Genomic DNA, 12,498 nt, shown 5'->3' with positions numbered 1-12,498 from the left:
AACTTCCCCTGGGTTCGCCGTGGTGACTACTCTCAGGGTGGTTCAGGCACCGTTGACCCCTGCGCCGCACCCTGGGGCGATGTGACCAAGGAGAACGGCTACTATCTGCTCTCCATCATGGACTACGCCCGCCCGGCTCCCCACAACAACATCTTCATCCACAGCCACCGCAAGGTAGGCATGGATACCTACTCTGTTGATGCCTCATGGGCTAAGAACTATTCTGTCTGCAACCCCGCCACCCAGGAGGTATACCCCTATAGCCTCTCAAAGGCAAACGGTATCAACCAGATCTTCTTTGACGGCAACAGCTTCCGTGACCCGAGCTTCGCCTACAACCAGTTCGTCATGCCCACTCCCTGTGGCCTGCGTGTTGGTGATGTTCCCGGTGCAACGATTGTTGCTACCGCTGAGCTTGAGCCTGAACTGATGCCTAAAGAAACCTACACCATTGCTATTGAGCGCACCAAGGACAGCTACGTCACCGAACTGACCGGCAATTTCCGCTACATCGGCCACACCACGATCCGCAATGAGCGCCCCTTCGTAGATCAGGACGGACAGCACTCCATCTGGCACTACAACCAGACCGCTGATGAGTACGATGGTTCTCTGAACCAGACTCTCACCTTTGAGGGCCCCTTCGGTAGCTTTGATAAGGATATGTGGCCTGAGGGGTCGGCTTACCCGGATAACTTTGTCATTGGTATCCCGCACCTGAACTATTACGAGGGTTCGGCAACCATTGACAATATCAAGCTCTACACCAAATAAGACTGCCCTAGAAATATCAGCTTAGGTCTACCCCTCAACCCCTCACTAGGAGGAGATTTAGTATGTACGCTTCTCGGCGTCAAGCCCTCAGCGGCCTCTTAAGCTCTGTGGCCCTAGCAGGACTAGGAACAACCCTGGTCCAAGACCCAGCACAGGCAAGCTACGCTATCAATCCTGACCGGATTATTAAAGCCAACCCCAGCATCTTGGTCCACGAAAAGGACTTCGCCTACCTGCGCCAGAACCAGGACAAGCTGGCTACTTTCTTGAACCGTTGCGCCCGTGAATTGTCTTATCAGCCTAGCCCGGTAGCAGACCTGGCACCTGCACCTCACTATGACGCGAACGGTGTTAACACCAGCCCTAAAAGTGGTGCCATTTTTAGCCGTGATGTCCGCGTAGCCTACCGCCTAGCTATCCGCTACCGCATCACTCGGGAGACGGAGTATGCGCTCAAGGCACTCCAGATTATTGATGCCTGGGCCAGTACCCTCACCGCGGTAAGTACTCGCCAGGGGGAGGCTGACTTGAATTTCAACTCAGCGCACATGATTCTGGCAGCCTACTGGGCTCAGGTATGCGGCCAATGGGATAATGCAACCTTCAAAGACTTCCTCCGTAACCTGGTTCTGCCTCATTCCACCTCTGACAGGGATAATAACCACGGTTTCTGGGGGGTGCTGACGGAGGCCTGCGTAGCCGGTTACCTGGGCGATAAGGTTCTGCTTCAGCAGGCTAAGGACCGTTGGGAAACACTGCTCATTAAAGGTGTTGATGACAAGGGCGAGATGCCCCTGGAACGCGATCGCAGTGCAACCTCTAACTGGCATGGGGGCCCCGATAAGGGCAAGAAGGGAATTGCCTACACGCACTATGCTCTACTCCCTGCCAGCCACGCAGCTAAGATCTTTGTTGATCTGGGCCTGCCTGCCTGGGCCACCCCCGGCGGCAAGAAGCTGGAGCAGGCCTACGGTGTAGCTGCCCGGTGGACTAACAACCCCGCTAGCTTCCCCTACTATGAGAGCAACAAGGGGCAACTCGATGGCGTGCGTGATGCCGCCTACTTTGCCTTACTCAGCCGTGTTTACCCTGACCCTGCAGGCAAGAAAGCCCTCGCGGACGGTTCTTTGGGTTCTAACGGCCTGCAAACCTTGGAGCTTTTCCCCAGCTTCTAGGTGCCTGCTCTGTGTTAGTGGGCGCTAACTGGGTTGAGCCCCGCAGCTCTGAGCTCTCTTAAAGCGGAAGGGACCGGTCAGTGCGTAACTGGCCGGCCCCTTCTGTTTTTGTCTTTAGTTACGGAAGCCGTGAACCGGGGACGGGATCCGCCCACCACGAGCCACGAAAGCCTCAGCGGATTCGGGGTGGGCGGGCATGACCGGTGCGCGGCCTAGCAGTCCACCGAACTCGACCATCTGGCCCACCTCAAGACCGATTGCGGGGATAACTCGCACAGCGGTGGTCTTGTGGTTCATCACGCCAATAGCTGCCTCATCGGCAATCATGGCTGAGATGGTAGCTGCGGTGGTATCACCGGGGATAGCGACCATGTCCAGGCCGACCGAGCAGATGGCGGTCATAGCTTCGAGCTTATCCAGGGTGATTTTCCCGGCTGCGGCGGCATCAATCATGCCGATATCCTCAGAGATGGGGATAAAGGAGCCAGAAAGTCCACCCACATGGGAGCAGGCCATGAGCCCGCCTTTCTTGACGGCATCGTTGAGTAGGGCCAGGGCGGCAACGGTTCCGTGGGTTCCCACGGATTCCAGGCCCATCTCTTCGAGCACGTGCGCTACGGAGTCGCCCACCTCAGCAGTGGGAGCCAGGGAAAGGTCTACGATGCCGAAGTCAACACCCAGGCGGTCAGCGGCTAAGGTGCCAACCAGCTGGCCCATGCGGGTTATTTTGAAGGCTGCCTTTTTAATGGCCTCAGCGCAGGAATCAAAGGATTCACCGCGCACCTTTTCCAGGGCGCGCTTAATCACGCCGGGGCCCGAAACACCTACGGAGATCACAGCGTCAGCTTCCTGCACGCCGTGGAAAGCACCGGCCATGAAGGGGTTATCGGATACGGCGTTGGCAAAGACAACCAGTTTAGAACAACCAAAGCCGTGGGCTTCTGCCGAGCCCTCGGCTGTTTGGCGGATAACCTCGCCCATGGTTTTGACCGCGCTCATGTTGATACCGGCGCGGGAAGACCCAATATTGACAGAGGCACAGACCACGTCAGTCTCGTTGAGGGCACGTGGGATAGAACGCATGAGCTTTTCATCAGCGGGGGTGGAGCCCTTATCAACCAGGGCAGTAAAACCGCCGATGAAGTTCACCCCCACGGCTTTTGCCGCAGCGTCCAGGGTTTTTGCGAACTCTACATAGTCCTCGTCGTCGGAGGCGCCGGCAACCAGAGCGATAGGGGTGACGGAGATGCGCTTATTGATGATGGGGATACCGAGCTCAGCCTCAATGCCTTCAGCGACTTCAACCAGGCGGGCGGCGCGGGAGGTAATTTTGTCGTAGATTTTCTGGCGAGCAATAGCGCCCCTGGAGTCAGCGCAGTCCAGCAGTGAGATGCCCATGGTGACTGTGCGAATATCGAGTTTGTCTTCCTCGATCATCTGTAGGGTTTCAAGAATATTATCGGAGCGGAACATGGTGCGGTAGCTCCTAGAGGTTGTGCATGGCTTGGAAGATTGCATCAGACTGAATACGAATCTGAACGCGCTGAGCTTCCTGAACCGGTTTCATGGCTTCTTGCAGCTCGGTGATGGACTGGCTGGTCTCATCGAAGCTGCCCTGCAGAATCATGGTGAAGTAACCCTGCATGAGGGTCTGGGAGAGGTTTTCAATGTTGACTTTGCGTTCAGCGAGCTTGCCTGTCACACCGGCGATGATGCCCTCGTGGTCTAGGCCGGTCACAGTTAAAATAATTTTCATCGTTTCCTTAAGGTACTGGTTTTTAGCTGGTTAGCCACCGGCTGGGGCGTCAGGTTGTCCTTGCCCAGGCTTCGAGGGGGCCCTTTGGAGGGGACCTGACCTATGATGCTCTCTGACAGGCGATGTAGAGCTGGCCCTGGCCGCTAAGGCTTAGGGTAGCGGATTCTCCTGTGTACATCACGGCTTGGGTTCCGCCTAGTGTGAAGGTCTTATCGTCATCGCGAACCACCATGGTACCAGCGGTGCACAGGGCGATCGCAACACCGCTAAGGGGGAGTTCAATTTCTTGACCTTGCTCAAGGACCAGGTGGGTGATGCTGAGGCGTTTGTCCCACATGGAGTATTCTGCGGTGCCGTCGCTGGTGGGGGTTGGGCGCTGAATGACCGGTGCGTCTTGTCGCTCCCCCAGAATCTTGATGAGTTCTTCCTCGTCAAGGTGTTTGGGGGTTAGCCCTGCGCGCATGACGTTATCGGAGGGGTTCATGAGTTCGATGGCGGTGCCGGAGATGTAAGCGTGCACCTGCCCGTCGGGGGTATAGACCGATTCACCCGGTGCCAGGTAGACCAGGTTCATGACCAGGGCAACCAGCAGGCCGCGGTCGCCGGGGTATTTAGAGTCAATGAGGTTGACTAGTTCGGCTACGCCAGCGGCCAGTGATTCGCGCCCGTCCACGGCTCCGTTCTTTTGTGCCCAGCTGCGGGCTGCTGCAAGGGTTTGCTCAAGGGCGGTGGCGGAGGCTTGCGGTGACATTCGGATAATTGCGGTGAGAAGCTGTTTGGGGGTCTTGGAGGCATCTAAGGCGCCAGCCAGCCAGCGGAGCTTGAAATGCTCGGCGATAGCCGAGAGCTCAGAGAACTTGCGCACGCCGGTTAGGATGCGCATCTCTGAGAGGGCAATGACGGTTTCAGGTTTGGAGAAGGTGTCCTTGTAGTTGCGTGCCGGATCGTTCAGGGGTATGCCACGGGCGTTCTCGTCGGCAAAGCCTGCTTGGGCCTGCTCGTCGGTGGGGTGCACCTGGATGGAAAGAGGCGATTCAATAGCCAGAATTTTGAAGAGGAAGGGGAAGACATCATTGGTGCGCTGGGCGTTGAGGAAGCGGTTGGGCTGCTCTGCAACCAGTGCGTCAAGGGTGTAGGTGCCGCCGTCTACGTGTGCTACGGAGGGAGCTGCGGGGTGGGCACCTACCCAGAGCTCTGCTTCGGGTTGTTCGGTGGGGGCTGGGGCCCCGCGCATGAGAGCTAAGGTCTCGTATGAACCCCAGGCATAATTCTGAATCGGGTTATCAAGAGAAAAAAGTTCAGCCATGTACACCATACAACCATGCCTTAGGTGCCATAGGCATAAAATTATTATCTAAATTGCTGGTGTTTATTGCCATAAATCCCCGACAAATTCGCATGGAAACTGTCTAAAGCCGCTGGCGCCCCGTAAACTTGGCTCTTGTGAATACTATTGATTTAACCGCATCTTTTAAGGCCTACGATGTTCGCGGTATCGTAGGTGAAACCATTACCGCTGAGACCGTTCGTGCGACCGGTGCCGCTTTCGTGGACGTTCTCGATTTAGCTGGTCAGAATGTGCTGGTGGGCGCGGATATGCGGCCCTCCGGCTCCGAGTTCATGCAGGCTTTTGCCGAGGGGGTAACCGCTCGAGGCGCTCATGTCATTAATATTGGCCTGATTTCTACTGACGAGCTCTATTTTGCCTGTGGCATTGAGAATGCCGCTGGCGTTACCTTTACTGCTTCGCATAACCCCGCTGAGTACAACGGTATGAAGATGTCCAAGGCGGGCGCTGTTCCGCTTTCTTCTGAAACCGGCTTGTACGATATTCGTGACCTGGCCCAGAAGTACCTGGATGAGGGCGCTATCCCCGCTGTTGAGGCTACCGGTACCGTCTCTGAGAAGGACGTGCTTCAGGCTTATGCCGAGTACCTGCGCAATCTGGTGGATCTTTCGGGTATCCGTAAGCTCAAGGTTGTTGTCGATGCCGGTAACGGTATGGGCGGTTTGACTACTCCCGCTGTTTTGGGTGATACCATTCTGCCTGGCCTGCCCTTGGAAATCCTTCCCCTCTACTTTGAGTTGGACGGCACCTTCCCCAATCATCCCGCTAATCCGCTGGAGCCAGCTAACCTGGTGGATTTGCAGAAGGCTGTTGTGGAGCACGGTGCTGACATTGGTTTGGCTTTCGATGGCGATGCTGACCGTTGCTTCGTGATTGATGAGAAGGGTGAGCCTGTCACGCCTTCGGCTATTACCGCACTGGTTGCTGAGCGCGAGATTAAGCGTGCCCAGGCTGAAGGTAACGATAACCCGGTCATTATTTACAACCTGATTACGTCTAAGGCTGTGCCTGAGCTGGTTGAGAAGCTGGGTGGCCGTGCCATTAAGACCCGTGTGGGTCACTCTTTCATCAAGGCTGTTATGGCAGATGAAAAGGGTGTTTTTGGTGGCGAGCATTCGGCTCACTACTATTTCAAGGACTTCTTCAACGCTGACACCGGTATGCTGGCTGCTCTGCATGTTCTGGCGGCGCTGGGTGAGGTTGAGGTTCCGCTGAGCGAGCTGGCTGAGAAGTACGCTCCCTACGTTGCCTCCGGGGAGATTAACTCTGAGATTGAGGACAAGGCTGGTGCTGTTGCCCGCGTTGCCGCTCACTTTGGTGATACCGTTGAGGTTTCTGATATGGACGGTACCACTTTTGAGCATAAGACTGAGGGCTGGTGGGCTAACCTGCGCCCCTCAAACACTGAGCCTTTCCTGCGTCTGAATCTTGAGGCTCCCGATGTGGCCACGATGGAGCGTGTGCGTGACACTATTTTGAAGATTGTGCGCGAGGGCTAAGGAACCTCCTGCTTTTTCTGAAGGCAAAGAGCGCCCGCCCTGTTTCTAGCTGAGAGGCTAGGAAACAGGGCGGGCGCTTTTATCTGATGGGTCTGCCTACGACTTATCTGCTCTTTAAAAGTCAGTATAACTATGGCTTTATGCCTCAATACAGAGGATGTTTACGCAGCCATAGTGCATCTCGCAATTCATCCCTTGGCCGGCTTCTCCATAGTTTTTGGACTCGTGAGTGAGACCGGATCCACACAGCAGCATCAGCATCAAGCCACTGAGCTAACTGATTCAGTTTCTGGGTAGCTTCACGAAGATACAGGTACTCTTCGCGGAGTGTTCTTCGCGTGACAGGTTCATGATGTGATAGCCGGTTTCTCAGATACAACGCATATATCACGGCATTTTCAAAATCCTGACGAGGCTTGCCGCCTACAGTGTAGTCCGGCAAATGTCGTTTGATGTACATCCAAGCAGTGGGTTCCTTAGACGCAGTCAGTAAGAAGCGCCAATGATCGAAAGACAATTCGGCGATGATTCTTCCCTTTGTGGCGGTGGAATAGGGCTGACCAGAACGCTGAATCGCTTTATAAACATTTCTCGTATAGCTTGCGTCATGACCGTTTGAGACCCTACCACGACCTCTATAGTTTGAGTCAAAGTAAGAGATATCAACTATCCAGTCGTCGCCATTTTCGGCGCTCATGGCCCTATCGATTGTGGTGCGAAGCAAGACCTCTATGTGTTGAATATCTTCAAGGAGCGCCTTCGCAACTCGAGTATTCCACACATAAAGGTCTTCAGCCTTGTCAGAGCTCTTGAAGCGTGACATACGCGGTGCCGAAAACCAGCGCTCTAAATCACTCAGCTGATATTTTCTTCTTGACTTCATTGATACACCTGCTAGGGTATAGGTGAGAGCTCCGGAACGGTCGACTGTCCTGAAATAGAGGATATACCCCCGGAGCTATTGTTTTATTTCCTCGCGGCTAAACGTACCTTACTTCGGGCTTGTCAGTAGTTGAGAAGCGGACCGCGCAGTAAAGAAAGTCTCGGTATGCTTCCAGATCGAGGGAACGGAATGCTTCGTGTCCGTAGTAATATCCTCCTGACAATGTGTAGTTGAAGACCCGCCCTGGCCCCAGCCTCTTGCTTTCTTCCGAGAAGAAAGCAAGTTTAATCAGAACTAAGTCCTTTGCTCCTCGACCATTGTCTTCAACGTAATAGCCAAGGACTGGAGTTGCCTTGTAATCCTCCGCTACCTCCAGCAGGCCCTCGACCTTTTTGTTTGAAATCGAGATCTGTGATGACCCAGTTTTGATGGTCCGGTAGGTAGATGCTACGGCAACCCTGTCACCGTCAATCTCGGCCAGATAGTAATCCCCTGGCAAGGCCTCTAGATTCTCAATACCGTACCGTCCAGCTTCCTGGTCAAGAACAGCTCCGAATCGTTCAAACGCTTCCTGCGCTCTGGTGGGCATAATCGATCTCCCCTAAATAGCTTCCTTGGCCATATCCCGGCTCTACCTTTCTAGCTTTAGCCTAACTTCTTATTCAATTCTAGAAAAATTCTTTATAAAGTCTAGCTAAATTCTAGTCGCTTCATCTGCGGGGCTAGGAAACAGGGCGGGCGCTTTTGTATGAAGATGTAGAAGCGCGGTGAACCTACCGGGAGCCTGCTGGCTCGGGGCTGGCGTGAATCAGGGGCGAGCACCCCAGCGCGAGCACCTGAGAGGGTCAGCAGGCGAAGGTAGGTTCACCGCGCTCTATCTTTAACCGTTAGGCGCGGGCCTGGGCCGGAGGGTTAGGCGCGGGCCTAGGCCGGAGGGTTAGGCGCGGGCCTGGTCGTGGAGCATCCACTGGTCGGGGCCGAAGATCTCGTACTGGATCTGCTGGCCGGGTACACCCGCTTCAACGAGCTGTGAGCGTACACCCTGCATGAAGGGCAACGGGCCGCACAGGTAGGCGGAGGCGTTGGCGGGTACCTCCAGCTTGGAGATATCAACGCGACCTTCGTAGTCGCCTTCACCGGTGGTTTCGAGGAAGGAAATCAGGCGGGCGTTCTTGAGTTTCTCAACATAACTGGCCATCTCCTCGCGTAGGGGCCAGGTAGCGGTTGAGCGGTCGGCGTGAACTACGACGACTTCGCGCTCTGAGCCGCTGGCGGCGAGTTCGGAGAGGAAGGCGATCATGGGGGTTACACCGATACCTGCGGAGAAGAGGTAGAGGGGTTTGGTTGCGTCATCGCCAAAAGCGCCCAGGGTGACGTCGCCGTAGGGGTTGGAGACCTCGACGATGTCGCCGACTGCGAGTTCGTGCAGGATGGGGGTCATTTCGCCTGCGGTGTCGAGTTTGATGGCTACGCGGCGCTGGTTCTTCTGGGAGGGGAGCAGGGTGAACTGGCGGGCCTGGCGGAGGCCATCTTTTGCTTTGGTGACGATGGAGACGTACTGGCCTGCTACGGCGTCGGTCATGGCTACGGCGTTGGCGGCTTCGAAGGTGAAGTCGATGACGTTCTCGCCGGTTTCTTTGCGCTCTAGGAGGCGGAAGGGGGCGAACATGACCTCATTGGCTTGTGAGGCGTAGAGGCCTTTTTCAAGTTTGATGAGGGCGTCGGCCATGAGCCAGTAGACTTCGGTCCAGGCTTCTGCGATTTCGGGGGTGAGGATGTCGCCTAGGTTGGCGGCGATGGCTTCGAAGAGGTACTTGTAGACGGTGGGGTATTCTTCTTCGCGCAGGCCCAGTGAGGCGTGTTTGTGGGCTACGCGAGAGAGGACTTCGTCGGGGTAGCTGTCGGGGTTGGCCAGGATGTAGGAGGCGAAGACTGCGATGGAGCCTGCTAGTGCTTTGGGCTGGGTGCCTTCGAGTTGGGATGAGCGTGAGAACATGCCGTCCATGAGGTCGGGGCGGGCGGCGAACATGCGGCGGTAGAAGTCGGGGGTGATGTCGTTGATGCGTTCGGCGATGACGGGGAGGGTTGCCTCGATGATGGGGCGGGATTTGGCAGATAGCATGAGTGCTCCTTAGTGACAGGTTGTTGATAAACCACTTTCAATTTAGCATACTTCATACCAGTATTAGGGATTGGAAAGGCCGCTGCCGGTTTTAAAACCGACAGCGGCCTCGGTGCTTTTGTTAGTTTAAGCTACCGGCCGTGGTTTTTCTGGCGGAGCCAAGGGGGCCAAGTCCGAGTTCAAGGAAAACCGGGCCCATCTGGGCTTCGTTGGGTAGCTCAGAAATAACGACCGGATCGAGAATCTTGAAGAACTCTTCACGAGCGTTAGCTAGGATTACGCGCAAGGAGCAGGAATTGCGCATGGGGCAAGTATGTGTTTCGCCTTCACATTCAACCATAGGTATGTCGCCCTCGGTGGCACGGAGGACCTGCCCGACGGTTGCACAAGCGCCTTTTTCGGAGAGGCGGATGCCGCCGGTGCGGCCTCTGGTTGATTCGAGCAGACCCATATTTGCCAGGAAGGCTACAGATTTGGCAACGTGGTTATAGGGGGTTCCTACACCCTCAGCAATTTTCTGGGTTGAGATTTGGTGACCGTCCAGCCCAGAAAGTAGCATCAGTACGCGCAGGGAAACATCTGAAAAGGCAGTGAGGCGCACAAGGTCCAGCTCCTTAGACATAGTGATGGGGCGATTATTGCTTCAACCTTAAGTTTCAGCTATATGGTTTCAGGTTTCAAGCCAGGCTGTCATCAGCCGACTTCTGGCGCTTGAACTCTACTTTAGCCGGGTTTCCTGCACATGTTGGGGGTGTGTGAGAGTGGCAAAGTAGTATGATAGGTAAGTAAAAACTCGAGGGCGCAACCCTTTTCATCGCACATACGCCAAGGGTGCGGGTAGGTGGTTGCGTCCGTACCGCCTCCTGCTGGTGCACTCCTCCATTGATGTCGTGTTCTTCTGGCAGGTACATAGATAAAGGAATTATCTTGTCACAGCTTGATGCCTCCATTCAGGAATTGCTCTCCATTGAAGGCGCTACCGGTGCCGCTCTTGTCGATATTTCATCGGGTATGGCTCTTGCCGCTGGTGGTTCCCCTGGTTTTGACCTCACGGTAGCTGCTGCCGGTAACTCAAATGTTGTTCGGGCTAAGCTCAAGACCATGGCTGACCTTGATGTCAAGGGGAACATTGAGGACATTATGATCACTCTTTCCTCCCAGTACCACCTGATCAACGTTCTTAACACTTCAGAAACATCAGGTCTTTTCGTCTACCTGGTGCTTGAGCGCAACACTGCCAACCTGGCTCTAGCACGCCACAAACTCAATGCCATCGCTTCAAGGATTTCCTTGTAAGCTGGCCTCATCCCCCAAGGCACACCAGCCTAAATCAGGAGGGCTCCCGGCTATGATGAGCCGGGAGCCCTCCTGTTTTCAGTTATGGTCGAGCTCTCTAGACCAGATCCTCCCCCAGGGCTTCGCCCATGAGGGTGTCTTCGGTGGCTACCTTATTCTGCTGGACCGAAACGACTTCACCGGAGCGCATAACAGCAATGCGGTGGCACAGGCCGATAAGTTCTGACATGTCTGACCCAATGAGGATAATAGAGGTCCCCTTTTCGGTCAGCTCCATGAGCATCTTGTAAATTTCACTCTTAGAGCCCATGTCAATGCCACGAGTAGGGTGGTTGAGAATCAGGATTTCACAGTCGGTAGTAATCCATTGGGCGAGGGCGACTTTCTGCTGATCACCGCCAGAGAGCTTACCCAGTTGGCCCTGGATGTTAGTGGTTTTGATGCGGAGCTTCTGAACCTGTTCAGCGACCTCCCGTAAGGCGGATACTTCGTGCAAGAAGCCTTCTGGTCGTTCTTTAAGGCCTGCGCTTTCCATCAGGATCTTTGCAATAGAGCGTTCGTTGGCAAGGCCCAGTTCGTCATCGTTATCGGAGAGGTAGCCGATACCGAGTGCTGCAGAGTCACCGGGTGAGCTAATGGTGACGTCCTGCCCGTTGACTTTAAGAGTGCCGAAAGTGGCGGTTTCGTCAACACCGACTAGGGCGGCAGCAACCTCGTTAATACCGGAGCGGCGTAGCCCTGTCAGACCAAAGATTTCACCCCGGTCAACCGAGAAGGACACCTTATTTAGGGAGCCCTTGGAGCTGGTGAGATTCTCGACGATGAGCTTGGCGTCTTGGCCAGCGAAGTCATCGGGGCGACCGCCCATCTCGATTTCGCGGTTGAACATCTTGAAGGCGATTTGCTCGGTAGTCATGGCACCTGGGTTAATTTCAGTGCTAATGGTGCCTTCAGAAAGAATCACTGCACGGTGAGCCAGGGAGCGGATCTCATCGATACGGTGGGTGATGTAGATAATTGCGCGGCCCTCAGCTGCCAGCTTACGGGTCACCTCATGAAGCTGGTAGATTTCAAAGTCGTTGAAGGTTGCGGCAACTTCATCCATGAGGACTAGGCGGGTCTCTTCGGCCTCCATGCGGACGACTTCAACCAGGGCCTGCTCTGCACGCACCAGATCTCCCATCTTGGCGCGGGGGTCAACAGCAAGACCAATTTCGGAGAGTAGTTCTTGGGCGCGAGCTACCAGAGCGTCCTCAGCATCGTCGGCATACTGGGTGGAGCGGAAGATTGCCTGGGCAACGGTCAGCTCAGAATCCACAGTAAATTTTTGGCGGATAGAGCCTACACCGGCCACCAAGGCTTCTTCGGGATTCTTTGGGGTGTAGCTCTTACCATCTAGGGTAATGGTGCCACCCGTGGGGCTGTCCCAGCCCCCCAGGATGGACAGTAACGTCGACTTGCCTGCGCCGTTCTCGCCGAGAAGACCTACGATTTCACCGGCGGCAACCTCCAGGTTAACGCCCTTGAGGGCGCGGAGGTGCTCGTGGTTCTTGGTGAGTTCTTTAACGCTCAGCAAATTTCCCACTCTTGTATTCCTTCCACACAAGCAAGCAGTAGCTCGCTCACCGCTACGCAACTCACCTCG

General features: G+C 55.2%; 12 protein-coding genes. 4 read left to right on the top strand and 8 right to left on the bottom strand.

The genetic code is table 11. The features are described from left to right. Together ACN080_RS02940 and ACN080_RS02935 are read left to right on the top strand one after the other, a co-directional pair. Window positions 1-774 (top strand): hypothetical protein (locus ACN080_RS02940; RefSeq protein WP_419113004.1); only part of this gene is annotated, 774 nt, incomplete at its 5' end. Between the two features lie 62 nt (window positions 775-836). Then, a complete protein-coding gene (locus ACN080_RS02935) occupies window positions 837-1,949 on the top strand; it encodes an alginate lyase family protein (protein ID WP_419100411.1) in 1,113 nt (370 codons plus the stop codon). Between the two features lie 114 nt (window positions 1,950-2,063). On the opposite strand, the gene ACN080_RS02930 is transcribed toward ACN080_RS02935, so the two are convergent. The 3 genes from ACN080_RS02930 to manA all read right to left on the bottom strand — a co-directional run bounded on the left by ACN080_RS02930 (window position 2,064) and on the right by manA (window position 5,011). Beyond that, window positions 2,064-3,422 (bottom strand): PFL family protein, encoded by a 1,359-nt coding sequence (locus ACN080_RS02930; RefSeq protein WP_419100410.1) that lies wholly within the window; start codon window positions 3,420-3,422, stop codon window positions 2,064-2,066. 13 nt (window positions 3,423-3,435) lie between these two features. Beyond that, complete coding sequence (locus ACN080_RS02925) at window positions 3,436-3,705, bottom strand: ACT domain-containing protein (protein ID WP_419113003.1); 270 nt, start codon at window positions 3,703-3,705, stop codon at window positions 3,436-3,438. A gap of 100 nt (window positions 3,706-3,805) precedes the next feature. Beyond that, window positions 3,806-5,011, bottom strand: a complete 1,206-nt coding sequence (gene manA, locus ACN080_RS02920; protein WP_419113002.1) for a mannose-6-phosphate isomerase, class I — start codon at window positions 5,009-5,011, stop codon at window positions 3,806-3,808. A 137-nt stretch (window positions 5,012-5,148) separates the two neighbouring features. Here manA and ACN080_RS02915 point away from each other — a divergent pair, with 137 nt between their 5' ends. Beyond that, entirely contained in the window at window positions 5,149-6,552 is a 1,404-nt protein-coding gene (locus ACN080_RS02915) for a phosphomannomutase/phosphoglucomutase (RefSeq protein ID WP_419100407.1), read from the top strand. Between the two features lie 145 nt (window positions 6,553-6,697). Here the strand turns inward: ACN080_RS02915 and ACN080_RS02910 are convergent, their stop codons facing one another. The 4 genes from ACN080_RS02910 to ACN080_RS02895 all read right to left on the bottom strand — a co-directional run bounded on the left by ACN080_RS02910 (window position 6,698) and on the right by ACN080_RS02895 (window position 10,158). Continuing rightward, the gene (locus tag ACN080_RS02910; RefSeq protein WP_419100406.1) at window positions 6,698-7,435 is read right to left on the bottom strand and encodes an Abi family protein; all 738 of its coding nucleotides are present in this window, start codon (window positions 7,433-7,435) and stop codon (window positions 6,698-6,700) included. 97 nt (window positions 7,436-7,532) lie between these two features. Continuing rightward, window positions 7,533-8,024, bottom strand: a complete 492-nt coding sequence (locus ACN080_RS02905) for a hypothetical protein (RefSeq protein ID WP_419100405.1) — start codon at window positions 8,022-8,024, stop codon at window positions 7,533-7,535. A 348-nt stretch (window positions 8,025-8,372) separates the two neighbouring features. After that, window positions 8,373-9,557, bottom strand: coding sequence for an FAD-binding oxidoreductase (locus ACN080_RS02900; RefSeq protein WP_419105333.1), 1,185 nt, complete (start codon window positions 9,555-9,557; stop codon window positions 8,373-8,375). 121 nt (window positions 9,558-9,678) lie between these two features. Next, the gene (locus ACN080_RS02895) at window positions 9,679-10,158 is read right to left on the bottom strand and encodes an RrF2 family transcriptional regulator (RefSeq protein ID WP_419100403.1); all 480 of its coding nucleotides are present in this window, start codon (window positions 10,156-10,158) and stop codon (window positions 9,679-9,681) included. 326 nt (window positions 10,159-10,484) lie between these two features. On the opposite strand from ACN080_RS02895, the gene ACN080_RS02890 reads away from it, so the two are divergent. After that, window positions 10,485-10,853, top strand: coding sequence for a hypothetical protein (locus ACN080_RS02890; protein ID WP_419100402.1), 369 nt, complete (start codon window positions 10,485-10,487; stop codon window positions 10,851-10,853). A gap of 97 nt (window positions 10,854-10,950) precedes the next feature. Here the strand turns inward: ACN080_RS02890 and ACN080_RS02885 are convergent, their stop codons facing one another. Continuing rightward, window positions 10,951-12,438: a sugar ABC transporter ATP-binding protein gene (locus ACN080_RS02885; protein WP_419111072.1), complete on the bottom strand. Its 1,488-nt coding sequence runs from the start codon at window positions 12,436-12,438 to the stop codon at window positions 10,951-10,953. Window positions 12,439-12,498 lie beyond the last annotated feature (60 nt).

Origin of the sequence: Rothia sp. CCM 9416, from assembly GCF_048513535.1 — a bacterium.
In the GTDB taxonomy this organism is placed as follows: domain Bacteria; phylum Actinomycetota; class Actinomycetes; order Actinomycetales; family Micrococcaceae; genus Rothia.
This window is presented reverse-complemented; position numbering and strand designations above follow the sequence as displayed.